The organism is Cupriavidus sp. 10L45, from assembly GCF_056395225.1.
Genome location: NZ_JBFTJC010000005.1, coordinates 349,767 through 371,971, shown reverse-complemented (window position 1 = coordinate 371,971; position 22,205 = coordinate 349,767). Strand labels below are relative to the sequence as shown.

The window sequence follows — 22,205 nt, the reverse complement described above, 5'->3', positions numbered from 1 at the left end:
ATGTTGCGCGCACAAGACCTGAAGCTGACCTTCAACCCCGGCACGCCGATCGAGAACCGCGCGCTGCGCGGCCTGAACCTGGAGATCCCGAGCGGCCAGTTCGTGGCCGTGATCGGCTCCAACGGCGCCGGCAAGTCCACCTTCCTGAACGCCGTCAGCGGCGACCAGATGGTGGATAGCGGCCGCATCACCATCGACGACATCGACGTGACCCGGCAGCCCGCCTGGGACCGCGCCCATCTGGTGGCCCGCGTGTTCCAGGACCCGATGGCCGGCACCTGCGAGGCGCTGACCATCGAGGAAAACATGGCGCTGGCCATGGCGCGCGGCTCGCGGCGCAGCTTCCGCCCGGCGCTGAACAAGGCGTCGCGCGAGCTGTTCCGCGACAAGCTGCGGCTGCTGAACCTCGGGCTGGAGAATCGTCTGACGGACCGGATCGGCCTGCTGTCCGGCGGCCAGCGGCAGGCGGTGAGCCTGCTGATGGCGTCGCTCCAGCCGTCGCGCATCCTGCTGCTCGACGAGCACACGGCCGCGCTGGACCCGAAAACCGCCGCCTTCGTGCTGGAACTGACCGCGCGCATCGTCTCGGAAAGCAAGCTGACGACGATGATGGTGACGCACTCGATGCGCCAGGCGCTGGACTACGGTGATCGCACGGTGATGCTGCACCAGGGGCAGGTGGTGCTCGATGTGTCGGGCGACCAACGCAAGGGCCTCGACGTGCCCGACCTGCTGCGGATGTTCGAGCAGACCCGGCACGAGCAGCTGGATGACGACGCGCTGCTGCTGAGCTAAGTCGAACGGGATGGAATAACGGCCGGGGGCGCTCCCCGGCCGTTGTCGTTTACGACGCTTACGACGCTTACGACGCCTCGGCCTTGTCCAGCCAGCGTTTGAGCTGGTCCGTGACGGCCGTGCTCGAGAACGAGCAGCTATCCTGCGCGAACACCGCCGACATCTCCAGGCGGCGCAGCAACTCCTCCATCGCCTGACCGAATACCGGCGGCAGCGTCAGCGACGTGGCCGCCGCTCGCCATGCGCCGACGAGGTCCGCCACCGGCATGGTGCCGGCCACATGGCTGGCCAAAGCCTCGCGCATCGCGTTCAGCGCGCGCTGGTTGTCCTGGTGCGTACTCATGCGCGCGCCCTCCTCTCCTTGTACAACTCGCGGAAGGTCCGGCCGCTCGGCGCGGGCATGTCACGCGAGTCGGTCCAGCCCTTGCCCGCCATCGGCAGGCTGGCAATCAGCCGATTCCGGCCCCCCATCCGCGCCAGCAGACGCGCGCCCATGCGCGTGGCGAAGGCGTAGAGCGCCGGGCGGCGCGCCACATAGCCCCAGACCTGCAGCGACAGGCGCTCCTGCCACGGGCGCAGGCCGCGTTCCATCTGCTTCTCGCGCAGCTTGCGCAGCAGGTCGGACAGCGGGATCGAGGCGGGACACACTCTGTTGCACTCGCCGCAAAGTGTGGCGGCCTGCGGCAGATCGATGGCATTGGCGAGGCCGACATAACTTGGCGTCAGCACGCTGCCCATCGGTCCCGGGTAGACCCAGCCATAGGCATGGCCGCCGATCTTCTGGTACACCGGGCAGTGGTTCATGCAGGCGCCGCAGCGGATGCAGCGCAGCATCTCCTGGAATTCGCCGCCGATCAGGCCACTCCGGCCGCCATCGACGATCACGAAGTACATATGCTCGGGGCCGTCGCGCTCGCCCTCGGCGCGCGGGCCCGTCAGCAGCGAAAAGTAGTTGGAGATCGCCTGCCCGGTGGCCGAGCGCGGCAGCAGCCGCATCACCGTGGCCAGGTCCTCCAGCGTCGGCAGCACCTTCTCGATGCCGGTAACGGCCACGTGCACGCGCGGCATGACCGTGCACATGCCCTCGTTGCCCTCGTTGGTCACCACGGCCACCGAGCCGGTCTCGGCGATGATGAAGTTGCCGCCCGTCACGCCCATGTCCGCGGACAGGAACTCGGGGCGCAGCACCTCGCGCGCCTCGCGGGTCATCTGCGGGATGTCGGTCAGGCGCGGCTTGTGGTGCACCTTGGCGAACAGGTCGGCAATCTCGTCCTTGTCCTTGTGGATCACGGGCGCGATGATGTGCGACGGCGGCTCGGCATCGTTGATCTGGAGGATGTACTCGCCCAGATCGGTCTCGATGCTCTGCACGCCCATCTCGCCCAGCACCTGGTTCAGGCGCATCTCCTCGGTCACCATCGACTTGCTCTTGATGACCTTCTTCACGCCATGCTTCTGCGCGATTTCGGCCACCAGACGGGCTGCGTCGGCAGTGGTCTCGGCGAACAGCACCGTGGCGCCGCGCTTGGTCGCGTTTTCTTCAAACTTGGCGAGCCAGACGTCGAGGTTTTCCAGCGCGCGGTTGCGGCGCTCCTTGAGCGCGGCGCGCGTGGCGTCGAAGTCGATGTCGCGGATCGCATCGGCCCGCGCGGTCACGAACTTCGTCGACAGTTTCTTGAGGTTCTGCTGGAGGCGCTGGTCGGCGAGCTTCTGCCCGGCCCGCGCCTTGAATTCCATGCTGTGGACTTGCATCGTATTTTGCCGAGGTTCGATCGATCAGGCGTCGCCCGCCAGGACCTGCGCGATGTGCAGCACGCGGGTGCGCGTATCGCCGGACCGGCGCAGCCGGCCTTCGATATTGAGCATGCAGCCAAGGTCGCCCAGCACCACGGCATCAGCGCCGCTGGCCTGGATGTTGGCGCATTTCTCGTCGACGATGGCCGTCGAGATATTGCCGTATTTCACCGAGAACGTGCCGCCGAAGCCGCAGCAGGCCTCGCAATCCTTCATCTCGGTCAACTGCACGCCGGGCAGCTTGCCGAGCAGCGCGCGCGGCTGCTGCTTGACGCCGAGTTCGCGCAGACCGGAGCAGGAGTCGTGATAGGTGACGTGGCCGGAAAATGCCGAGTCGACGGTCTCGATCTTGGCCACGTTGACCAGGAAATCGGTCAGTTCGTAGACGCGTTCGCGCAGGCGCTCGTAACGGCCGTGGAGTTCGGGGTCGTCGCGCAGCAGGTCCTGGTAGTGCGCGCGGACCATGCCGCCGCAGGAACCGGAGGGGATCACCACGTAGTCGAACATCTCGAACTCACGCAGGAATTTTTCGGCCAGATCGCGCGAGACGGCGCGCTCGCCCGAGTTGTACGCGGGCTGCCCGCAGCAGGTCTGCGCCTCGGGCACCATGACCTCATAACCCGCCGATTCCAGCAGCTTCAGCACCGAAAACCCGATCTCCGGGCGCATGAGGTCCACCAGACAGGTGGCGAACAGTCCGATTCGCATCGCTTCCTTTTATCCAGACCCGAAACCTCGCAATTATGCGCCCCCACCGCGCCGCTGCGGGCAGCACGCGCCGCAAACTTGTTCATCTCCGCGCGCAATGCCGCTCATGCGAAAGCGGCGCCACCACTGGAAGGGAATCTCGGTAATTGCATTTCACCTATTGAAATTTTCACAATGCGAGATAGAATCAGGCAAACGCTTAATTTGCCGCACGGCAACATTTCCTCCTATGGCAGAAGCAGACAAGGCACCCGGCAAGACCTCGATCCAGGTCATCGAACGCATGATGACGTTGCTGGATGCGCTCGCCCAACACGCGGATCCCGTCAGTCTCAAGGAGTTGTCGCTGGCCACCGGCCTGCATCCGTCCACGGCGCACCGCATTCTCAATGACATGGTGGCGTGCCGTTTCGTGGATCGCTCGGACCCCGGCAGCTATCGGCTCGGCATGCGCTTGCTGGAACTCGGGAATCTCGTAAAGGCGCGGCTCTCTGTGCGTGATGCCGCACTCGCACCGATGCGCGCGCTGCACCGCGTCACCGGGCAGACCGTGAACCTGTCGGTGCGTCAGGGCGATGAGATCGTTTATATCGAGCGCGCCTACAGCGAGCGCTCGGGCATGCAGGTGGTGCGCGCCATCGGCGGCCGCGCCCCGCTGCACCTGACCTCGGTCGGCAAGCTGTTCCTGGCTGCCGACGAGGCCGGGCGCGTGCGCAGCTATGCCACGCGCACCGGGCTGGCCGGGCATACGGGCACGTCGATCACGGACATCGCCAAGCTGGAGCGCGAACTGAGCTGGGTGCGCACCAACGGCTATGCGCGCGACAACGAGGAACTGGAGCTGGGCGTGCGCTGCATCGCGGCCGGCATCTATGACGACTCGCGCCGGCTGGTGGCCGGGCTGTCGCTGTCCGCGCCGGCAGACCGCCTGCAGGACAGCTGGCTGCAGAACCTCAGGGACACCGCGCTGCAGATCTCGCGCGGCATGGGCTACGTGGCGGACGCCGTGTCGGCCTGATCGCGCCACGAGCGCGCCTCACGCGCGTATCGCCCAAAAAGAAACGCGCCGACGGGCTGCCCCGCGGCGCGTTTTCAATTGGCGGCGGCTACCTGAATCAGGTGCCGCGTGCCTGCTGCGAGGCCAGGATCGCGTGCGCCGCGTGCGGCGCGCTAGGACCCTGCGTAAGGTTTGGGGAGTTGGGGAACGGCCGTTGCGGACCCTGCACCGACGGCTGGTGCTCAAGCCACGTGCGCACGCGCGTGGCATCGGCAAAGCGCGACAGCTTGCCCACGGAGTCCAGGAACACCATCACCACGTTGCGATCGTTCACACGGGCCTGCATCACCAGGCACTGGCCGGCTTCCGAGATGAAACCGGTCTTCTGCAGGCCGATCTCCCAGTTGCCGCCGCGCACGAGGCGGTTGGTGCTCACGTAATGGAGCGGACGGCCCAGCACGTTCACTTCATGCTCGGTCTGGGTCGAGAATTCGCGGATGGTCGGGTTGCGGTAAGCGGCGTTGACCAGGCGGGCCAGGTCCATCGCGCTCGACACATTGCTGCTCGACAGGCCGCTCGAATCGACGAAGTGGCTGTCGTTCATGCCGAGTTCGCGCGCCTTGCGGTTCATCGCGCCCACAAACGCCGGCAGGCCGCCCGGGTAGCTGCGGCCCAGCACCGAAGCGGCACGGTTTTCCGACGACATCAGCGCCAGCAGCATCATTTCATGGCGGGTCAGCTGCGTGCCAAAGCGCAGGCGCGAGCTGCTGTGCTTCTCGGTGTCGCGATCTTCCTCGCTCACCGTCAGCACTTCGTCCATCGGCAGGTGCGAGTCCATGACCACCAGCGCCGTCATCAGCTTGGTGATCGAGGCGATCGGCAGCACCGCCGTCGGATTTTTCTGGAACAGGACTTCGTTCGTGTTCTGGTCCAGCACCAGCGCCACGGAGGAACGCAGCGCGAGCGCGTCTTCCGTATCGCGCAGGCCCATGGACTCTGCGAGCGTCGGTTTCGACGGCACGAAGGCCGCGCGAACCGGCTGCGCTCGACTGGCCACGACGGTCTTCTTGCCGTGGCGCAGCACGATCACCTTCCGCGATGACGAGGGTTTCTCGCTCGCGGCTGCGACCTTTTTAGTGGATTTGGAAGCAGTTACCTGCTTTTTGGCCGAGGTTTTCGTCGCAGTCGACTTCGTCGCTGCGTACGTCACCGGCGCGGCCAGCATGGACACCGACACCAGCGCCGAAGTGGCGATGGCGGTCAGGGGCATGCTGAAGAGTCGGGAAATAAAGGATTGGGACCGGAACATGATCTGTTCAGCGCGGCATTTGGTGGAATGGCGCTAGTTTAGGAAATAAAGAAATTGTTAGCAAGATTAAAGACTTACGAAGGCTCTTTAAAGTTCGATTCGCAAACAATTCCACATTACGGGAAATGTGCCGTATTGGCCATTTCTCGCGCCAGCGATTGTCGTTTGCACTTGTTTGTCGACAACTGCGCACAACGCTTCGCACCTAGATAAGAAACAGTTTCCCTAACATCAATATCGGTGGCTTTTGTGAAAACCTCATCAGGGGAAACCTCAATCCGGCGCGAAGTCATGAGAGGAAACGCGCGAACCCGCTCACCGGTTCACGCTCCGTGACCAATTGATTGGCCGTCGCCTCCGGGTCGGCGTAGCCCAGCGACATGCCGCACACCACCATCTCGTTCTCGGTCAGCTGCAGTTGGCTGGCCAGGACGCCGTGGAATTGCGTGAACGCCGCCTGGGGGCAGGTGTCTAGCCCGCGGGCGCGCGCAGCCACCATGATGCTTTGCAGGAACATGCCGTAGTCGAGCCAGCTGCCCTGCTCCATGATTCGGTCGATCGTGAAGATCAGGCCGACCGGCGCATCGAAGAAACGGAAGTTGCGGGCGTGCTGCTCGTGCATGCGCGCCTTGTCTTCCCGGCTGATCTCCAGCAGGCCGTACAGGTCCCAGCCCACCTTGCGGCGGCGCGCCAGGTACGGGTTGACCCACTCGCGCGGATAGTACGGATACTCCTCGCGGTACTTGGTGTCGCGCTCCGGGTCGTCATAGGCGGCCAGCACATCGGCGCAGAGCCGCGCCTTGGCGTCGCCCGCGAGCACGTAGACCCGCCACGGCTGGGTGTTGGTGCCGGACGGCGCGCGGCTGGCCACGGCGAGGATGTCCTCGACGGTCTCGCGCGGTACTGGCGTATCCAGGAACGCCCGGATCGAGCGGCGCGTGGTGATGGCGCGATCGACGATCGCCGCGGAATCGGTCACGGACGTATCGCCGGTGGCGGAGGTGACTTCAAGGGTGTCGCGGGGGGCAGCGCCATGGTTGGACATGCTTCGAAGGTCTCCGGGTTATTGTGTTTTATTGATCACGCCGCGCTCGGCCGCAGCAGCGGCGTCAGCGCCTGGCGCAATGCGGGCGGTAGCGCTGCCGGGCGGCGTGTCGCGCGATCCACATAGACGTGGACGAAGTGGCCCTGCGCAGCGGCCACCTCATCGTCGTTGCAGAACAGGCCCACCTCGTAGCGCACGCTCGAGTTGCCCAACCGCGCCACGCGCAGGCCGGCCACGACGGTGTCCGGGAACGACAGCGACGAGAAATAGTTGCATTGCGTCTCGATTACCAGCCCGATGGTCTCTCCCGCCTCGATGTCCAGCACGCCCGCGCGGATCAGGTAGGTGTTCACGACGGTATCGAAATAACTGTAGTAAACAACGTTGTTCACGTGGCCATAGACATCGTTGTCCATCCAGCGCGTGGTGATCGGCTGGAAATGCGCGTAGGCGCTGCGGGTGTCCGGTTGTGGCTTCATCGGCATCGGCGTTGTTGTTGGGATTTGTTGCGATCTCAAAAAGCTGCCGCCGCAGCGGCGGTCGCCCCGGCGCCGTAGCGCTGGTGGTGGCGCGCGGCCAGCCGCACGGTCTGGGTGTGCACGGCCACGGTGTCCTCGATCTGGTTGCCGTAGCCGCCGGCCATTGCCACGGCCATCGGCAGGCGCCGCGCGAGCGCGGATTCGAACACGAGCGTGTCGCGCCGGGCCAGGCCGGCCAAGGTCAGGCGCAGCCGGCCCAGGCGGTCGCCCTCATGGGGATCGGCGCCGGCGAGGTAAATCAGCAATTCGGGATCGAAGCGCGCGTAGAGCGTGTCCAGCGCGCCAGCCAGCGCAGCCGCGTAGGTGTCGTCGTCACAGCCGTCCGGCAGGCCGACGTCGAGGTCGCTCGCCTCCTTCCGGAACGGGTAGTTTTTCTCGCCATGGAGCGACAGCGTGAACACGCTCGGGTCGTCGCGCAGGATCGACGCCGTGCCGTTGCCCTGATGCACGTCGAGGTCGATCACCGCCACGCGGCTTACGCGCCCTTCGCGCTGCATCTGGCGCGCGGCGATGGCGGCATCGTTGAACACACAGAAGCCGCCGCCCTTGTCGGCATAGGCATGATGGGTACCGCCGGCGAGGTTGACCGCGATGCCCTCCGTCAGCGCGCTGCGGCAGGCGGCCATCGTCGCGCCGGCCGAGCGCCGCGAGCGCTCCACCATCTCGTGCGACCACGGGAAGCCGATCTCGCGCTGACGGGCGGCATCGAGCCGGCCGGAGGAGACATCGGCGATGTAGTCGGCGGTATGGGCCAGTGCCAGCGCCGCGTCGTCGGCGCGGGGCGCCTCGTGCAGGGTCAGGCCCGGCACCTCACGCACCACGGCGTCTCGCAGCATGCTGTACTTGCGCATCGGGAAGCGATGGCCGGGCGGCAGCGGCAGGACGAAGTGATCGGCGTAAAAAGCTTGCATCGGGGCGGATCGGGCGAGGATCGGGCGGGAAATTCCCGGGAAGTGACGGTGCGTGACCATTTACCGACCGGGCAGTCTGCGATGGTAGCACCGCGTTCCGCATTGCGTGAAAACGTATCAAACAGCAGACCTTCCCCGCGTTGCATCATGGTGACCGCATCGGGATAAACCCTTGCCTGGCGCCCTATACGTGGTCATTACGACGCATATGTCTGCTCAATGTCTGCTATTTCTTGTGCAGTGCAGCAAAACTGCTTGACAGGCTTTTTTCTGCCCTTAGAATAGGAATTGTTGCGGCGCATCAAAGCTTTTTACGAGGTCCGATTCGACCGCACACCAATATATCGCTCGGGCTGGCCAGGACATCGCGTTCATGGCTTTGACATTCGGGCGGCTTAATTTCTATTTTGCTTGACCTTGAAGTTCACCACTGGAGACCAGCAATGATCCTGACCCCGGAACAAGTTGCAGCCGCACAAAAAGCCAATCTGGAAACCCTGTTCGGTCTGACCACCAAAGCATTCGAAGGCGTTGAAAAGCTTGTCGAACTGAACCTGCAAGTGGTCAAGGCCACCTTTGCCGAAAACGTCGACAACGCCAAGAAGGCCCTGTCCGCTAAGGATGCCCAGGAACTGCTGGCCATCCAGGCTTCGCTGGTGCAGCCGGTTGCCGAAAAGACCCTGGCGTACTCGCGTCACCTGTATGAAATCGCCTCGGAAACGCAGAGCGAGTTCACCAAGGTGGCCGAAGCCCAACTGGCCGAAGGCACGAAGAACGTGCAAGCGCTCGTCGAGAACTTCGCCAAGAACGCCCCGGCCGGTTCGGAATCGACCGTCGCCATCGTGAAGTCGGCCATCTCGGCCGCCAACAACGCGTACGAGTCGGTCCAGAAGGCCACGAAGCAAGCCGTGGAAATGGCCGAAACCAACTTCCAGGCTGCCGCCACCGCCGCAACCAAGGCTGCTCAGCAAGCCTCGGCCACGGCCCGCACGGCTGCCAAGAAGCCGGCTGCCACCGCCTGAGCGGTAGCGCCCTCGCCCGCCCCGCGCATCGGCTCCGGCCGCTGCGACGGGTTGGCAAGAACCCGGCCCCTCTGACGAGGGGCCGGGTTTTTTTTCGTCTCTATGGTTTGAGGAACGTGGCGCGCCACGGCTCGCCACCCTCGATGGTGCCCCGCATCTCGCGGCCATCCACGTGGCCGACGTAGCGCTCGTCGTCGATGGTGAAGACGATCTCCGTGCCGCGCAAGCGGCCGTCCCAGATCGGCGTCGACCGCTCGCCTTCGCGCATCACGCCTTCCAGCTTCTGGAACGTCTGCGACAGCACCAGCAGCTTGTTCCCCATCGCCCATATCCCCGCCACCCTCGCCGGCACCAGCCACAGGTAGACGCCGCACGGCCCCGGGCAGGCCTCGACGCTCGGCACGTACTCGTCCGGCCGCCAGTCCGCCATATCGAACGAGTTCGAGACGATGCGCGTGCCGGCCCGCATCCCCAGCAACGTGGGACGGAGACGCAGGTTCACGCTTGGCAGCAGGAACAGCGTGACGACCGTGGCATCGGAAAAATCCGACTTGAAGATGTCCCCCCGCTCGAAGGTGGCGCGACTGGCCACGCCTTCGGCCTGGGCGGTGCGTCGGGACAGCTCGACCAGTTCGTTGTTGAATTCGATGCCACGCGCGGTGGCGCCTCGCTTGGCGGCGGTAATGACCAGGCGGCCATCGCCGGAACCCAGATCGACGAGCCGATCCTGGGGCGTCAGCTTCGCCATGTCGAGCATCTGGTTCACCAGCGGCTGGGGCGTCGGAATCCAGATCACGTCCTTGCCCGACTGGCCCATGGTCGGCCTGGCGCCCGGTTCTTCGAACTGCGCCCAGGCCGCGCCGGGCAGGAATACCAGGCACAGCGCGGCGGCAAGCAGGTGTGTCTTCCGCATCGTGTTCACCCAACGATGCTAGGAGATCGGCCCCGGGAGCGCCATGCCGGATAGACAACCCCTCCGCTGCCAGCCCTACCCGCTTGCGGCAGGCAGTCGGCGGCCCTTCCTGGCGGTTAATTGCTAAATTTCGATCCAAAAGAAAACCCGCCATCGCGGCGGGTTTTCTCGTTGCGGCTGAAGCTTAGCGCTTGCGCGGCGGCGGCACGTCGGTGCAGACGCCTTCGTAGATCTCGGCAGCCATGCCGATCGACTCGCCCAGCGTCGGGTGCGGGTGAATCGTCTTGCCGATATCCACGGCGTCGGCGCCCATCTCGATGGCCAGGCACACTTCGCTGATCAGGTCGCCCGCATGGGTGCCCACGATACCGCCGCCGATGATCCGGTGCGTTTCCTCGTCGAAGATCAGCTTGGTGAAGCCCTCGTCGCGGCCATTGGCGATGGCGCGGCCCGAGGCGGCCCACGGGAACGTGCCCTTACCGTACTTGATGCCCTGCGCCTTGCACTGCTCCTCGGTCAGGCCGGCCCAGGCCACTTCCGGATCGGTGTAGGCCACCGACGGGATCTGCTTGACGTCGAAGTACGCCTTCTCGCCATGCGCGGCTTCGGCAGCCACGTGTGCCTCGTGCACCGCCTTGTGGGCGAGCATCGGCTGGCCGACGATGTCGCCGATGGCGAAGATATGCGGCACGTTCGTGCGGAGCTGGTTATCGACCTCGATAAAGCCGCGGTCCGTCACCGTCACGCCAGCCTTCTCGGCGCCGATCTTCTTGCCGTTCGGCACACGGCCGACGGACACCAGCACCAGGTCGTAGCGCTGCGGTTCGGCCGGCGCGGCCTCGCCCTCGAACTTCACGTAGATGCCATCCGGCTTGGCTTCCACGCCCACCGTCTTGGTCTTCAGCATCACGTTGTCGAAGCGATGCTTGTTCATCTTGTCCCAGACCTTGACGAGGTCGCGATCCGCGCCCTGCATCAGGCCGTCGAGCATTTCCACCACGTCGATGCGCGCGCCGAGCGTGCTGTACACCGTGGCCATTTCCAGCCCGATGATGCCGCCGCCAATCACCAGCATCTTGTTGGGGATGTCCGGCAGTTCCAGCGCGCCAGTCGAATCGACAATGCGCGGGTCCTCCGGCACGAACGGCAGCTTCACAGCCTGGCTGCCGGCGGCAATGATCGCCTTCTCGAAGCGGATCACCGTCTTCTTGCCGGTCGGGGCCTTGGCGTCACCTTCGGTTTCCTGCACTTCGAGGTGATGCGGATCCAGGAACGTGCCGATGCCGCGCACCACCTGCACCTTGCGGGCCTTGGCCATGCCGGCCAGGCCGCCGGTCAGCTTGCCGACCACGGTTTCCTTGTAGTGGCGCAGGCCGTCCAGGTCGATCTTGGCTTCGCCGAACAGGATGCCGTGCGCGGCCAGCGCCTTGGCTTCGTCGATCACGGCCACGTTGTGCAGCAGCGCCTTCGACGGGATGCAGCCCACGTTCAGGCAGACGCCGCCGAGCGAGCCGTAGCGCTCCACCAGCACGGTGTTCATGCCGAGGTCCGCCGAGCGGAACGCGGCCGAGTAGCCGCCGGGGCCGGCGCCGAGCACGAGCATGTCGCACTGGATGTCGGCGCTGCCCGCATGCGTGGCGGCGGCCGGCGCCGGGGCCGGAGCGGCCTTCGGTGCAGCGGCGGCAGCAGCCGGTGCGGGAGCGGCGGCAGGTGCCGGGGCAGCGGCAGCAGCGGCGCCGGCTTCCACGGTGCAGATCACCGTGCCCTTGGCCACCTTGTCGCCCACCTTGACCTTCAAGTCCACGATCTTGCCGGCCGACGACGACGGCACGTCCATGCTGGCCTTGTCGGACTCCAGCACGATCAGCGACTGCTCTTCCTCGACCGTATCGCCGGCCTTGACCAGTACTTCGATCACTTCCACCGCGTCGAAATCGCCGATATCCGGCACCTTGACTTCGATCACACTCATACTTTTCCTCCTGGGATGCGCGCCCTGCCCGCCTGGGGCTCAGGCCGCGCCGTCGTTGTTGGTTGCCGCCCCGCCATCCGCGTCGTTCTCACCGTTTGAACCATCCGGTACTGGCGCGGGTGCCGGCTGCGCCTGCAGCCGCACGGTATGCACGTCGATGGGACCTGCCGAACTCTTGTCGAACTCCACGCCTGCGTCCACGCCGATCCGCGCGATCTCCCCGGCGCCGATGCCGGGCCGGTCGTAGACCGCGTGCATGGCCCCGAGCGCATAGTTGCGCCCCGAGCCAATGCCCCAGAAGCGGTCGAACGCGAACACCTCGCGGTAGGAATAGACGCCGAAGATGCCGCCCGGATTGGCGATCAGGCAGACGATCTGCGACGACTCGTACGGATCGTCCTCGTCTTCCTTGGTGTTGATAAAGTACTCGGTCTTGAGCTTTTCATGCACCTTGAGGAAGGTCCGGAACACATCGTCGCGGGTCAGCAGGCGGCATTCGTCGCCCATGCCGGTCAGCAGCGCCCGCATCACCGGAAAGTGGGCGGTGGTGCCGGCCAGCGCGACGAAGCTCTCGCCCACCGGGAACACCTTCTGGTTGCGCTCGTAGGCACGCGACAGCCGCGTGTCGCCGAACGTAACCAGCGCGTCTGCCGCGATGGCTACCTCGGCGCCCTTCCTTACGACTACGCATGTCGTCATGGTTCGCCCCTTGCAGTTCGTACAGGCCCGCGCGCCGGCAACCGAGGCCGCCGGCGCGCGCGTGGGCCGTGCTTACAGCAGAATCCGGCGGAAGTCCGCCAGCAGCTGGGCGAAGTACGTGTTGAAGCGGGCCGCCTCGGCGCCGTCGATGACGCGGTGGTCCCACGACAGCGACAGCGGCAGCGTCAGGCGCGGCGCGAACTGCTTGCCGTCCCAGACCGGCTTCATGTACGACTTGCACACGCCCATGATGGCCACTTCCGGCGCGTTGATGATCGGCGTGAAGTAGGTGCCGCCCAGGCCGCCCAGCGACGAGATCGAGAAGCAGCCGCCCTGCATCTGGTCCGGCTTCAGCTTGCCGTCGCGCGCCAGCTTGGCGAGTTCGCCCATTTCCTGGCTGATCTCGAGCACGCCCTTGCGGTCCGCGTTCTTGATGACCGGCACGACCAGGCCGTTCGGGGTGTCCGCCGCAAACCCGATGTTGAAGTACTTCTTCAGCACCAGGTTGTCGCCGTCCAGCGAGGCATTGAAGTTCGGGAACTTCTTCAGCGCCGCGACGGTGGCCTTGATCATGAAGGCCAGCATGGTTACCTTGACGCCCGACTTCTCGTTTTCCTTGTTCAGCTGCACGCGGAAGGCTTCGAGGTCGGTGATGTCCGCTTCGTCGCAGTTCGTGACGTGCGGGATCATGACCCAGTTGCGATGCAGGTTGGCGCCCGAGATCTTCTTGATGCGCGAAAGCGGCTTGTTCTCCACTTCGCCAAAGCGCGTGAAGTCCACCTTCGGCCACGGCAGCAGGTCCAGGCCGACGCCCGAGCCACCAGCGGCAGCCGCTGCGGCCGGCGCGGCGGTCGAGCCGCTCATCACGCCCTTGACGAAGCCCTGCACGTCTTCCTGCGTGATACGGCCCTTCGGACCGGTACCGGGCACGCGCGACACTTCCACGCCCAGTTCACGCGCGAACTTGCGCACGGACGGGCTGGCGTGGGCGGCCTTGCCGGTCACGCCCTGGGCGGCCGGGGCGGGTGCCGAGCTGGCCGGGGCGGGAGCCGGCGCCGAAGCCGCGGCGGGCGTCGGGGCCGGGGCAGCAGCAGCCGGGGCCGGAGCCGGGGCGGCGGCCGGAGCCGCCGCAGCGCCGGCAGCGCCAGCGGCTTCCAGCACCACGATCAGCGTGCCTTCGGCCACGTTGTCGCCCACCTTGATCTTGATTTCCTTGACGGTGCCGGCCTGCGGGCTCGGCACGTCCATGGTCGCCTTGTCCGATTCCAGCGTGACCAGCGCGTCTTCCGCGTTGATCGTGTCGCCCACCTTCACGTGGATGTCGATCACCGGCACGGCGTCGTAGTCGCCGATGTCCGGCACCTTGACTTCCACGATACCGCCACCGCCGGCAGCCGGCGCAGGCGCCGGGGCCGCTGCGGGCGCGGGTGCGGGGGCCGGAGCCGCCGCGGGAGCCGGTGCCGGGGCGGCGGCCGGAGCCGGGGCAGGCGCGGCGGCGCCGGCACCTGCCGGCTCCAGCATCACCAGCACCGAGCCTTCGGCCACGTTGTCGCCCACCTTGATGCGGACTTCCTTGACGGTGCCGGCCTGCGGGCTGGGCACGTCCATGGTCGCCTTGTCCGACTCCAGCGTCACCAGCGCGTCTTCCGCGTTGATGGTATCGCCCGGCTTCACGTGCACTTCGATGACGGGTACGGCGTCATAGTCGCCGATATCCGGCACCTTGATTTCAATCGCTTGACTCATTCAGTGTCTCTCCTGGGCAGCCGGCACTCGCGTCTACACACGACAAACGCTCGGCGAGGTTACTCTCGCCTCACGCTTCTGTCACGTTGCCACGCCGCAAGGCGCCGCCGGGCCAGCCGGGGGCGCCCGCGGCGCGGCGGGTGCCGCACTGCGGGGGGGTTCAGGCGTGTAAGTCCGGGAATCAGACCGACATCGGGTTCGGCTTGCTCGGGTCGAGGTTGTACTTCTTGATCGCCTCGGCGACCTTTTCACGACCGATCGCGCCTTCGTCGGCCAGCGCCTTCAGCGCGGCCAGCGTGACCCAGTGGCGATCCACCTCGAAGAAGTGGCGCAGCTTCTCGCGGGTATCCGAGCGGCCGAAGCCGTCGGTGCCCAGCACCACATAGCGGCGCGGCACGAACGGACGGATCTGCTCGGCGAACGCGCGGATGTAGTCCGTGGAGGCGATGACCGGGCCGCGCACGCCCTTGAGCTTCTGGGCGACGAACGACTCGCGCGGCGTCTCGGTGGGGTGCAGCAGGTTGTGGCGCTCGGCGGCATTGCCTTCGCGGGCCAGCTCGGTGAAGCTCGGGCAGCTCCACAGGTCCGACTCGACGCCCCAGTCCTTCTTGAGCAGCTCGGCGGCGGCGATCACCTCGCGGAAGATCGTGCCCGAACCCAGCAACTGCACGCGCGGCGCGTTGCTGTTCTCCACGCCCTTGCGGAACTGGTACATGCCCTGGACGATGTCGCGTTCCACGCCAGCCGGCATTTCCGGGTGCTCGTAGTTCTCGTTCATCACCGTCAGGTAGTAATAGACGTCTTCCTGTTCGGCGTACATGCGGCGCATGCCGTCCTGCATGATCACGGCCAGTTCGTACTGGAACGTCGGGTCATACGAGATGCAGTTCGGGATCACGGCGTGGAACACGTGCGAATGGCCGTCCTCGTGTTGCAGGCCCTCGCCGTTCAGCGTGGTCCGGCCCGAGGTACCGCCCAGCAGGAAGCCGCGCGAGCGCATGTCGGCAGCGGCCCAGCACAGGTCGCCGATACGCTGGATGCCGAACATCGAGTAGTAGATGTAGAACGGGATCATCTGCACGCCGTGCGTCGAGTACGACGTGGCGGCAGCAATCCAGTCGCACATGGCGCCGGCTTCGTTGATGCCTTCCTGCAGCACCTGGCCAGTCTGCGATTCCTTGTAGAACATCAGCTGGTCGTGATCCTGCGGCACGTACTTCTGGCCTTCCTGGTTCCAGATGCCGACCTGGCGGAACAGCCCTTCCATGCCGAACGTGCGCGACTCATCGGGCACGATGGGCACCACGTGCTTGCCAATCTTCTTGTCCTTGAGCAGCGTGTTCAGGATCCGCACGAAGGCCATGGTCGTCGAGACCTCGCGGCCTTCGCCGGTGGCCTTGAGCAGCGCGTCGAACGCGGCCAGCTCGGGCACCGGCAGCGCTTCCGCCTTCAGGCGGCGGCTGGGCAGGTAGCCGCCCAGTTCCATGCGGCGGGCGCGCATGTATTCGAGTTCCTTCGAGCCATCCTCGAAGGTCAGGTACGGCACGTCCTCGATCTTGTCGTCCGTCACCGGGATGTTGAACTGGTCGCGGAACTTGCGGATCGCGTCCACCGGCATCTTCTTCTGCTGGTGGGCCACGTTCATGGCCTGGCCGGCATCGCCCATGCCATAGCCCTTGATGGTCTTGGCCAGGATCAGCGTCGGCTGGCCCTTGTGCTCGCTGGCGGCCTTGTAGGCGGCGTAGATCTTGTGCGGGTCATGGCCGCCACGGTTCAGGCGCCAGATGTCGTCGTCGGACCAGTCGGCCACCATGGCCTTCAGCTCCGGCGTGTTGAAGAAGAACTCGCGCACGTAGGCGCCGTCCTTGGCCTTGAAGGTCTGGTACTCGCCGTCCACGCATTCCATCATGCGTTTCATCAGCAGGCCCTTGGTGTCGCGTGCCAGGAGCTGGTCCCAGCGGCTGCCCCAGACCACCTTGATCACGTTCCAGCCCGAACCGCGGAATTCCGATTCCAGTTCCTGGATGATCTTGCCGTTGCCGCGCACCGGACCGTCCAGGCGCTGCAGGTTGCAGTTGATCACGAAGACGAGGTTGTCCAGCTTCTCGCGGCCGGCCATGCCGATCGCGCCGAGCGATTCCGGCTCGTCGGTCTCGCCGTCACCCAGGAAGGCCCAGACCTTGCGGTCGCCGGCCTTGGCCAGGCCGCGGCTATCCAGGTACTTCATGAAGCGCGCCTGGTAGATCGCCATGATCGGGCCCAGGCCCATCGAGACGGTCGGGAACTGCCAGAAGTCCGGCATCAGCCACGGGTGCGGGTAGGACGAGATGCCCTTGCCGTCCACTTCCTGGCGGAAGTTGTCGAGTTGCTCGGGGGTCAGGCGGCCCAGCAGGAAGGCGCGCGAGTACACGCCCGGCGCCGAGTGGCCCTGCACGAAGACGAGGTCGCCGCCGCTCTGCTCGGACGGGGCGCGCCAGAAGTGGTTGTAGCCGACGTCATAAAGCGTGGCGGCCGACGCGAACGACGAGATATGGCCGCCCACGTTGGTGTGCTTGTTGGCGCGCAGCACCATGGCCATCGCGTTCCAGCGCGTGTACGAGCGGATGCGGTGCTCGATATCCTGGTCGCCTGGAATGCGGGCCTGCTGCTCCACCGGAATGGTGTTGATGTACTGCGTCTCGGCGTGGAACGGCTGGGTCACGCCGTTCACGCGTGCATATTCGATCTGCTTTTCGATCAGGAAAGCGGCGCGTTCCGCACCTTCGGCCGCCAGCACGCCCTGCAGGGCATCCAGCCATTCATGCGTTTCCTGGGGATCGGCGTCGTTGGCGCTGCTCGCGCCGAGAATCTGCTCTGGTACGGCTGACATGAGACTGTCTCCTGGTGAATTCCTGGCGAGCGCACGAGATCCGCCCGCATTGTCTGGTCGAAGCGATTCTATGGAAGCACAGCAGAGGCTGACAAGCGAAATTTTCAGATTACGGATTCGTTTCTTATAATGTGAAATATTGCGGCGGTGCACCAGAGCGCGCGCGCCGCAGGCCGATGTCGCCCGCGCATTGATCGGACGCCGCTTCCTCGCCAGCCCTGCCCGGGGCACGATCCGCGCAAACTTGAGCAGGTGCCGCATAGGCGCTTTCCCCAAGCGACGCACCGCAATAATCCCTATACACTGGCCGGTCAGCCGTCAATCCCTTATGCAGTTCCTCCAACGACTCCTCTCCGGCCTGCGCACGGCCATGCTTCCCCCAAATCCCTCCGGGGCCGTGACCCCGGCCACGGTGGAAGCGTCTGCCGCCGCGCACCATGCCGCCCAGCACGCGGCCCACGCCGGACGCGACGGCGATCCCCATGACGACGTGGCGCACGACGCCGCCGACGCCCACGAAGCCGACGGCCCCTTCGCCGCCGCGCCGCGCCGGCTCTGGTGGCTGCGCTGGCGCAACCTCGTGGCGACGAGCTGGTTCATGTTCATCCCGCTCGTGGCGATTGTGCTCTTCACCGTGGCGATGGGCGTCATCCTGTGGTCGCTGCACGAGACGGAGCGCCAGCAGCAGCGCGACGCCCTGTACCGCGACGCCGCCTGGGCGCAGCAGCGCGTGCGGCTCTCCCTGCTGAGCAACCAGGACCAGCTGGCCTCGCTGGCGCGCGACATCGCCGCCGCGCAGCTCGACCAGGGAGCCTATCGCACGGCCGCGCAGGAAATCTTGCGAGAGAACCCGGAAATCGTCTTTGTGAACTGGCTCGATGCCACGCGGCGCGGCCGCTGGTCGCTGCCGTCCACGTCGGAGTTTGCCGGCCGGTTGCGGGAGACCGTCGACCATCCGCTGGAGCCGGAAGTCCTCGACACCTTCGACGCCGCCCGCGAGACGCAGCGCGTGGTCTACTCCCGCCCGCTGATGAACGACCGCGGCGACAGCTTCATGCTGATGGAAGTGCCGATCGTGCGGGACAACGAGTTCCTCGGCACCCTCGGCGCGCTCTATTCGATCAACGGCATCCTGACCCACCTGCTGCCGCCCGAGCTGACGGAGCGCTACCGCTTCTCGCTCATCGACAAGAACAACCAGACGCGCGCGAGCACGTCGCTGCGGCCCGTGCCGGGCAATGCGCTGTCGTACGAAGTGCTGCTTGATCCACCTGGACACTCGCTCTCGCTGCGCGCGGATGCCTACCCGCCGCCATCGAACCTGCCTAACAACATGCTGCTGTGGCTGGTGGTGGGGCTGTCCTGCTTCCTGCTCTGGAGCCTGTGGAGCATGTGGCGGCACACCAGCCGCCGCTCCGAGGCGCAGCGCGCCCTGCTGGCCGAGACCTCGTTCCGCCGGGCGATGGAAAACTCGATGCTGATCGGCCTGCGCGCGCTCGACCTGAACGGCCGCATCACCTATGTGAATCCCGCCTTCTGCCGCATGACGGGCTGGTCCGAGGGCGCCCTGGTCGGCCGCGTGCCGCCGTTCCCCTACTGGCCGCCCAACGACCAGCAGGAGATGCAGAAGCAGATCGACCTGACGCTGCAGGGCAAGTCGCCCGCCACCGGCTACGAGATGCGCGTGATGCGCCGCGACGGCAGCAGCTTCTTCGCGCGGATGTACGTCTCGCCACTAGTAGACGGCCGGGGCCGCCATACGGGCTGGATGAGTTCGATGACGGACATCACCGAGCCCAAGCGCGCCCGCGAGGAACTGGCCGCCGCACACGACCGCTTCACGACCGTGCTGGAAAGCCTGGACGCCGCCGTGTCCGTGCTGGCCACCGACAAGGCCGAGCTGCTGTTCGCCAACCGCTATTACCGGCAGCTGTTCGGCTGGGAGGCCGAGGGGCACCTGAAACTGGCCGGCGACGACTTCGACCGCGAGCAGATGTCGAGCGACAACACTGACTTTGTCGACGCGTACGCCGGCCTGCCGGCCTCGGAGCTGATGCCGTACGCGTCCGACGCGCGCGAGGTCTTCGTGCCAGACATGCAGAAATGGTTCGAAGTGCGCCGCCGCTATATCCAGTGGGTGGACGGCCACCTGGCGCAGATGCAGATCGCCACCGACATCACGGTGCGCAAGGCCGCCGAGGAAATGGCGCGCCAGCACGAGGAACGGCTCCAGTTCACCAGCCGGCTGACCACGATGGGCGAGATGGCGTCGTCGCTGGCGCACGAGCTGAACCAGCCGCTGGCGGCCATCAATAACTACTGCATGGGTGCCGTGGCGCGGCTCCATTCGGGGCGCAGCACGCCCGAAGACCTGATTCCGGTGCTCGAAAAGACGTCGGCGCAGGCCGTGCGGGCGGGCACCATCATCAGCCGCATCCGGGGGTTCGTGAAGCGCAGCCAGCCGCAGCGGCGCGAGGCATCCCTCCACGATATCGTGGCGGACGCCGTGGGCCTGGCCGACCTGGAAGCCACGCGCCGCCGCGTGACCATCCTCACCCGCCTGCCTGCCCCCCCGCTGCTGCTGTACGTGGACCCCGTGCTGATCGAGCAGGTGCTGGTGAACCTGCTCAAGAACGCCGTGGAGGCCATGGCCGGGCTGCCTGCCATGCGCGCCGCCGGCGTGGTGCGCCTGCATGCGCGCATCGAGCCGGTGGAGTTCGGCCAGTGCGTCTGCATCGACGTGATCGACCAGGGCCCGGGCGTGGACGAAACCACCAAGGAGCGCCTGTTCGAGCCGTTCTTCAGCACCAAGTCCGACGGCATGGGCATGGGCCTGAACATCTGCCGCTCGATCATTGAATCCCACCAGGGCCGGCTCTGGGTGGAAAACAATGTGGACGGGATCGGCTGTACGTTTAAAATCACGCTGCCGCTGCAGCCTGCGCTCCCCGAGCAATAAGCCCGGGCACCCCGGCGAGACAGACGCGATGAGACCTTCCGCCGCGGGGCTTGGGTGGGTCGCCGCAGATCTGCCACTCGACCGGATAGTGTTGCGCACGCCGCCAGACGGTTACACTTAGTTGCAAACGACTTGGTCGTTAACGAATTTGCCCCAGGAGACTTCATGACCGCAACGCCCAGTCCCACTCCGCATCGTGGCGAGACCGTGTTCATCGTCGATGACGATGAAGCCATGCGCGACTCGCTGACCTGGCTGCTGGAGGGCAATGGCTACCAGGTGCGCAGCTTCAACAGCGCCGAGCAGTTCCTGTCCGCCTACGATGCCGGCCAGGTGTCCTGCCTGATCCTGGACGTGCGCATGCCCGGCATGAGCGGCCCGGAACTGCAGGAACGCATGCTGGCCGAGCACATCGACATTCCCATCGTGTTCATCACCGGCCACGGCGACGTGCCGATGGCCGTGTCCACGATGAAGCGCGGCGCGATCGACTTCATCGAGAAGCCGTTCGACGAATCCGAGCTGCGCGCGCTGGTGGAGCGCATGCTCCAGAAGGCCCGAACGGACCATTCGGCCGCCCGCGAGCAGCGCGCCGCCAAGGACCTGCTGGGCAAGCTGACCACGCGCGAGCAGCAGGTGCTGGAGCGCATCGTGGCCGGCCGCCTGAACAAGCAGATCGCCGACGACCTGGGCATTTCCATCAAGACGGTGGAGGCGCACCGCGCCAACATCATGGAAAAGCTCAACGTGAACACCGTGGCGGATCTGCTGCGACTGGCACTGTCGCGCAACAGCTGATCGGCTGGATGGACGGGGAAAAAACGGCGCAAAGGCGCCGTTTTTTTATGGATCGTCGATCAGGAGGTTGGCGGAAAAAGTAATGCAAACAGCACAATCATGCCGAACTGGGTGTGCCACAAACTGTCCCGTCCGAGCAGCTTGCACCGCGCCAACTGCCCGCCGATGGGCGCCGAACCCTTATAATCCGGCTTTGTCCGCGACGCCGCCGCCCCGCGCGCGCCGCCTGCCCCGACTTCCCAGCCTCTCCCGCAGAATCCCATGCCCGCCCAACTGATCGACGGCAACGCCCTTGCCAAACAAATCCGTACCGAAGCCGCCCAGCGCGCCGCCCGCCTGACCGAGAAGGGTCACCAGCCCGGCCTCGCCGTGGTGCTTGTGGGCGAGGATTCCGCCAGCCAGGTCTATGTGCGCAACAAGGTCAAGGCTTGCGAGGACAACGGTTTCCATTCGTCGCTGGACCGCTATCCGGTCGATCTGTCCGAAGCCGACCTGCTGGCGCGCATCGACGAACTGAACGACGACCCGAAGATCCACGGCATCCTGGTGCAACTGCCGCTGCCGAAGCACATCGACAGCCACAAGGTGCTCGAAGCCATCGCCCCGGAAAAGGACGTGGATGGCTTCCACGTGGCCAACGCCGGCGCGCTGATGACCGGCGCCCCGTTGTTCCGCCCGTGCACGCCCTATGGGTGCATGAAGATGCTGGAATCGATCCAGTACCCGCTGCGCGGCGCGCGTGCCGTGGTGGTGGGCGCCTCGAACATCGTCGGCAAGCCGATGGCCATGCTGCTGCTCCAGGCCGGCGCAACCGTAACGATCTGCAACAGCAAGACGCGCGACCTGGCCGCCCATACGCGCGAGGCCGATGTGATCGTGGCCGCCGTGGGCCGCCGCAACATCATCACCGCCGATATGGTCAAGCCGGGCGCCGTGGTCATCGACGTCGGCATGAACCGTGACGATGCCGGCAAGCTGTGCGGCGACGTGGACTTCGCCGGCGTGCGCGAGGTGGCCGGCCACATCACCCCGGTGCCGGGCGGTGTGGGGCCGATGACGATCACGATGCTGCTGATCAACACCCTCGAAGCCGCCGAGCGCGAAGCCGGCCTGTAATCCGCCGGCCGCC

The 22,205-nt window shown here is 65.8% G+C and carries 18 protein-coding genes; 6 read left to right on the top strand and 12 right to left on the bottom strand.

Annotated features, from left to right (window positions below; genetic code table 11):
* On the top strand, window positions 1-795 hold the full coding sequence (locus AC1DFU_RS11805) for an ABC transporter ATP-binding protein (protein ID WP_441591157.1): 795 nt from the start codon (window positions 1-3) through the stop codon (window positions 793-795).
* Between the two features lie 67 nt (window positions 796-862).
* Here AC1DFU_RS11805 and AC1DFU_RS11800 read toward each other — a convergent pair whose 3' ends face one another.
* Genes AC1DFU_RS11800 through AC1DFU_RS11790 form a run of 3 tightly spaced genes read right to left on the bottom strand, consistent with a single transcriptional unit; the run spans window position 863 to window position 3,297 of the window.
* Window positions 863-1,138: a hypothetical protein gene (locus tag AC1DFU_RS11800; protein ID WP_092292865.1), complete on the bottom strand. Its 276-nt coding sequence runs from the start codon at window positions 1,136-1,138 to the stop codon at window positions 863-865.
* Window positions 1,135-2,547, bottom strand: a complete 1,413-nt coding sequence (locus AC1DFU_RS11795) for a LutB/LldF family L-lactate oxidation iron-sulfur protein (protein WP_092292863.1) — start codon at window positions 2,545-2,547, stop codon at window positions 1,135-1,137. The genes AC1DFU_RS11800 and AC1DFU_RS11795 overlap by 4 nt, the downstream gene beginning before the upstream one ends.
* 24 nt (window positions 2,548-2,571) lie before the next feature.
* Entirely contained in the window at window positions 2,572-3,297 is a 726-nt protein-coding gene (locus tag AC1DFU_RS11790; RefSeq protein WP_092292861.1) for a (Fe-S)-binding protein, read from the bottom strand.
* A gap of 229 nt (window positions 3,298-3,526) precedes the next feature.
* Here AC1DFU_RS11790 and AC1DFU_RS11785 point away from each other — a divergent pair, with 229 nt between their 5' ends.
* A complete protein-coding gene (locus tag AC1DFU_RS11785; RefSeq protein WP_092292859.1) occupies window positions 3,527-4,315 on the top strand; it encodes an IclR family transcriptional regulator in 789 nt (262 codons plus the stop codon).
* Window positions 4,316-4,412: 97 nt separating this feature from the next.
* On the opposite strand, the gene pbpG is transcribed toward AC1DFU_RS11785, so the two are convergent.
* From pbpG to AC1DFU_RS11765, 4 genes are all read right to left on the bottom strand, one after another.
* Entirely contained in the window at window positions 4,413-5,603 is a 1,191-nt protein-coding gene (gene pbpG / locus AC1DFU_RS11780; protein WP_092292857.1) for a D-alanyl-D-alanine endopeptidase, read from the bottom strand.
* Between the two features lie 289 nt (window positions 5,604-5,892).
* On the bottom strand, window positions 5,893-6,648 hold the full coding sequence (locus AC1DFU_RS11775; RefSeq protein WP_255370746.1) for a nitroreductase: 756 nt from the start codon (window positions 6,646-6,648) through the stop codon (window positions 5,893-5,895).
* Window positions 6,649-6,683: 35 nt separating this feature from the next.
* Window positions 6,684-7,127, bottom strand: a complete 444-nt coding sequence (locus AC1DFU_RS11770) for an acyl-CoA thioesterase (protein ID WP_441591158.1) — start codon at window positions 7,125-7,127, stop codon at window positions 6,684-6,686.
* A gap of 35 nt (window positions 7,128-7,162) precedes the next feature.
* The gene (locus tag AC1DFU_RS11765) at window positions 7,163-8,098 is read right to left on the bottom strand and encodes a histone deacetylase family protein (protein ID WP_441591159.1); all 936 of its coding nucleotides are present in this window, start codon (window positions 8,096-8,098) and stop codon (window positions 7,163-7,165) included.
* 443 nt (window positions 8,099-8,541) lie between these two features.
* Here AC1DFU_RS11765 and phaP1 point away from each other — a divergent pair, with 443 nt between their 5' ends.
* Complete coding sequence (phaP1, locus tag AC1DFU_RS11760; RefSeq protein ID WP_092292853.1) at window positions 8,542-9,120, top strand: TIGR01841 family phasin PhaP1; 579 nt, start codon at window positions 8,542-8,544, stop codon at window positions 9,118-9,120.
* A gap of 100 nt (window positions 9,121-9,220) precedes the next feature.
* Here phaP1 and AC1DFU_RS11755 read toward each other — a convergent pair whose 3' ends face one another.
* The 5 genes from AC1DFU_RS11755 to aceE all read right to left on the bottom strand — a co-directional run bounded on the left by AC1DFU_RS11755 (window position 9,221) and on the right by aceE (window position 17,319).
* On the bottom strand, window positions 9,221-10,033 hold the full coding sequence (locus AC1DFU_RS11755) for an SAM-dependent methyltransferase (protein WP_441591160.1): 813 nt from the start codon (window positions 10,031-10,033) through the stop codon (window positions 9,221-9,223).
* A 184-nt stretch (window positions 10,034-10,217) separates the two neighbouring features.
* Window positions 10,218-12,005, bottom strand: coding sequence for a dihydrolipoyl dehydrogenase (gene lpdA, locus AC1DFU_RS11750; protein WP_441591161.1), 1,788 nt, complete (start codon window positions 12,003-12,005; stop codon window positions 10,218-10,220).
* Window positions 12,006-12,044: 39 nt separating this feature from the next.
* Window positions 12,045-12,704: an Ntn hydrolase family protein gene (locus tag AC1DFU_RS11745; RefSeq protein ID WP_441591162.1), complete on the bottom strand. Its 660-nt coding sequence runs from the start codon at window positions 12,702-12,704 to the stop codon at window positions 12,045-12,047.
* Between the two features lie 72 nt (window positions 12,705-12,776).
* Window positions 12,777-14,450, bottom strand: coding sequence for a dihydrolipoyllysine-residue acetyltransferase (gene aceF / locus AC1DFU_RS11740; RefSeq protein WP_092292847.1), 1,674 nt, complete (start codon window positions 14,448-14,450; stop codon window positions 12,777-12,779).
* A 181-nt stretch (window positions 14,451-14,631) separates the two neighbouring features.
* Window positions 14,632-17,319 carry a pyruvate dehydrogenase (acetyl-transferring), homodimeric type gene (aceE, locus tag AC1DFU_RS11735; protein ID WP_092292845.1) on the bottom strand — a complete coding sequence of 896 codons (2,688 nt, stop codon included), beginning with the start codon at window positions 17,317-17,319 and terminating at the stop codon, window positions 14,632-14,634.
* A 328-nt stretch (window positions 17,320-17,647) separates the two neighbouring features.
* On the opposite strand from aceE, the gene AC1DFU_RS11730 reads away from it, so the two are divergent.
* The 3 genes from AC1DFU_RS11730 (at window position 17,648) to folD (ending at window position 22,192) form a co-directional block, all read left to right on the top strand.
* The gene (locus AC1DFU_RS11730) at window positions 17,648-20,278 is read left to right on the top strand and encodes a PAS domain S-box protein (protein WP_441592166.1); all 2,631 of its coding nucleotides are present in this window, start codon (window positions 17,648-17,650) and stop codon (window positions 20,276-20,278) included.
* A gap of 165 nt (window positions 20,279-20,443) precedes the next feature.
* The gene (locus tag AC1DFU_RS11725) at window positions 20,444-21,076 is read left to right on the top strand and encodes a response regulator transcription factor (RefSeq protein ID WP_092292841.1); all 633 of its coding nucleotides are present in this window, start codon (window positions 20,444-20,446) and stop codon (window positions 21,074-21,076) included.
* Between the two features lie 261 nt (window positions 21,077-21,337).
* A complete protein-coding gene (gene folD, locus AC1DFU_RS11720; protein WP_092292837.1) occupies window positions 21,338-22,192 on the top strand; it encodes a bifunctional methylenetetrahydrofolate dehydrogenase/methenyltetrahydrofolate cyclohydrolase FolD in 855 nt (284 codons plus the stop codon).
* Window positions 22,193-22,205 lie beyond the last annotated feature (13 nt).

Excerpts from the sequence above, each read along its gene's own strand:
- AC1DFU_RS11725 (WP_092292841.1), top strand. The coding sequence starts at position 20,444 with ATGACCGCAACGCCCAGTCCCACTCCGCATCGTGGCGAGACCGTGTTC.
- folD (WP_092292837.1), top strand. The coding sequence starts at position 21,338 with ATGCCCGCCCAACTGATCGACGGCAACGCCCTTGCCAAACAAATCCGT.
- AC1DFU_RS11745 (WP_441591162.1), bottom strand. The coding sequence starts at position 12,704 with ATGACGACATGCGTAGTCGTAAGGAAGGGCGCCGAGGTAGCCATCGCG.
- AC1DFU_RS11795 (WP_092292863.1), bottom strand. The coding sequence starts at position 2,547 with ATGCAAGTCCACAGCATGGAATTCAAGGCGCGGGCCGGGCAGAAGCTC.
- phaP1 (WP_092292853.1), top strand. The coding sequence starts at position 8,542 with ATGATCCTGACCCCGGAACAAGTTGCAGCCGCACAAAAAGCCAATCTG.
- AC1DFU_RS11785 (WP_092292859.1), top strand. The coding sequence starts at position 3,527 with ATGGCAGAAGCAGACAAGGCACCCGGCAAGACCTCGATCCAGGTCATC.
- AC1DFU_RS11730 (WP_441592166.1), top strand. The coding sequence starts at position 17,648 with ATGCAGTTCCTCCAACGACTCCTCTCCGGCCTGCGCACGGCCATGCTT.
- AC1DFU_RS11800 (WP_092292865.1), bottom strand. The coding sequence starts at position 1,138 with ATGAGTACGCACCAGGACAACCAGCGCGCGCTGAACGCGATGCGCGAG.
- AC1DFU_RS11770 (WP_441591158.1), bottom strand. The coding sequence starts at position 7,127 with ATGAAGCCACAACCGGACACCCGCAGCGCCTACGCGCATTTCCAGCCG.
- AC1DFU_RS11775 (WP_255370746.1), bottom strand. The coding sequence starts at position 6,648 with ATGTCCAACCATGGCGCTGCCCCCCGCGACACCCTTGAAGTCACCTCC.
- lpdA (WP_441591161.1), bottom strand. The coding sequence starts at position 12,005 with ATGAGTGTGATCGAAGTCAAGGTGCCGGATATCGGCGATTTCGACGCG.
- pbpG (WP_092292857.1), bottom strand. The coding sequence starts at position 5,603 with ATGTTCCGGTCCCAATCCTTTATTTCCCGACTCTTCAGCATGCCCCTG.
- AC1DFU_RS11805 (WP_441591157.1), top strand. The coding sequence starts at position 1 with ATGTTGCGCGCACAAGACCTGAAGCTGACCTTCAACCCCGGCACGCCG.
- AC1DFU_RS11765 (WP_441591159.1), bottom strand. The coding sequence starts at position 8,098 with ATGCAAGCTTTTTACGCCGATCACTTCGTCCTGCCGCTGCCGCCCGGC.
- aceF (WP_092292847.1), bottom strand. The coding sequence starts at position 14,450 with ATGAGTCAAGCGATTGAAATCAAGGTGCCGGATATCGGCGACTATGAC.
- AC1DFU_RS11755 (WP_441591160.1), bottom strand. The coding sequence starts at position 10,033 with ATGCGGAAGACACACCTGCTTGCCGCCGCGCTGTGCCTGGTATTCCTG.
- AC1DFU_RS11790 (WP_092292861.1), bottom strand. The coding sequence starts at position 3,297 with ATGCGAATCGGACTGTTCGCCACCTGTCTGGTGGACCTCATGCGCCCG.
- aceE (WP_092292845.1), bottom strand. The coding sequence starts at position 17,319 with ATGTCAGCCGTACCAGAGCAGATTCTCGGCGCGAGCAGCGCCAACGAC.